The organism is Paracoccus wurundjeri (assembly GCF_030678915.1).
In the GTDB taxonomy this organism is placed as follows: domain Bacteria; phylum Pseudomonadota; class Alphaproteobacteria; order Rhodobacterales; family Rhodobacteraceae; genus Paracoccus; species Paracoccus onubensis_A.
This window is the reverse complement of sequence record NZ_JAUUTZ010000066.1, coordinates 1-573: the sequence shown is the minus strand read 5'-3', so window position 1 is coordinate 573 and position 573 is coordinate 1. Positions and strand designations below refer to the sequence as shown.

1 protein-coding gene is annotated in these 573 nt (G+C 58.8%); it reads left to right on the top strand.

Annotation, left to right across the window (positions count from 1 at the left end; all coding sequences use genetic code 11):
* Window positions 1-316, top strand: a 316-nt coding sequence (locus Q0601_RS24630) for a transposase (RefSeq protein ID WP_305292855.1), incomplete at its 5' end; no start/stop codon positions are given.
* Window positions 317-573 lie beyond the last annotated feature (257 nt).

Below are 573 nucleotides of genomic sequence, written 5' to 3'. Positions count from 1 at the left end.
AGTCGATGAGGCCGGGCGCTTCCGACAATCACGAAATGCAGGGGCGTATTTCGGCCTGGTGCCCCGACGTCATCAGTCGGGTGAGGTCGACTGGACCGGCGGGATCACCAAGCAAGGCGACAGCACAGTGCGCAAACTGCTGTACGAAGCGGCCAACTCGATCCTTACCCGCAGCCGAGGGACTTTTACCCTCAAGACATGGGCCATGAAAATAGCCAGACGCCGCGGCCTGAAGAAGGCTCGTGTTGCGCTTGCGCGCCGCCTCGCGGTGATCATGCATGCCATGCTGCGCGACGGTACCTTGTTCCAAGCGTAAGATAAGGTAAAATGAGTTTGCCAGCGGTGAGGCGTCAAAGCTGATCCGAGGGTGGTGTCCCGAGAGGGAACGCAGGACGAACGATCTGCGAAGGTGGTCAGATGGGCTCGTAAGCCCGCTTCGAGTCAATGCAACGTTCGCCTCTGTGAGACCCGATACAGCACGACCAGCCTCGGCTCGGTCAGTGCGGACAGATCCATGAAACCCTCAAGGGATCAACACCGCCTGAGCTATGCAATTACAGATCCTGACCCTAA